This window comes from Methylobacterium sp. AC315, from assembly GCF_979253755.1.
In genome coordinates, this window is the sequence record NZ_CEEDEA010000149.1 from 1 (window position 1) to 235 (window position 235).

Genomic DNA, 235 nt, shown 5'->3' on the forward strand with positions numbered 1-235 from the left:
TGCGCGGACAGGAACTCGGCTGGGTCGAGGGCGCGGTGCAGCAGCGCCTTCAATCGGGGGCCGCGCAGCAGGGACAGCAGCACGGTTTGGCCCTCGCCCGGCACGCTCCCGCGCGAGACCAGGGTCGCGAGGTCCGGCCGGTTCTCGAGGAAGAACCGCATCCGGTTCCGCTGCGAGGGCAGCTGCTCCAGGTCGCGCGTGCTGATCGGCGGGTCGGCGAAGCTCGGGAGCAGCC

The 235-nt window shown here is 72.8% G+C and carries 1 protein-coding gene; it reads right to left on the reverse strand.

Going from position 1 to position 235, the window contains the following annotated elements:
* Positions 1–235: hypothetical protein (locus AC0IY0_RS29065; RefSeq protein WP_471766516.1), on the reverse strand; the 235-nt coding region annotated here is incomplete at both ends.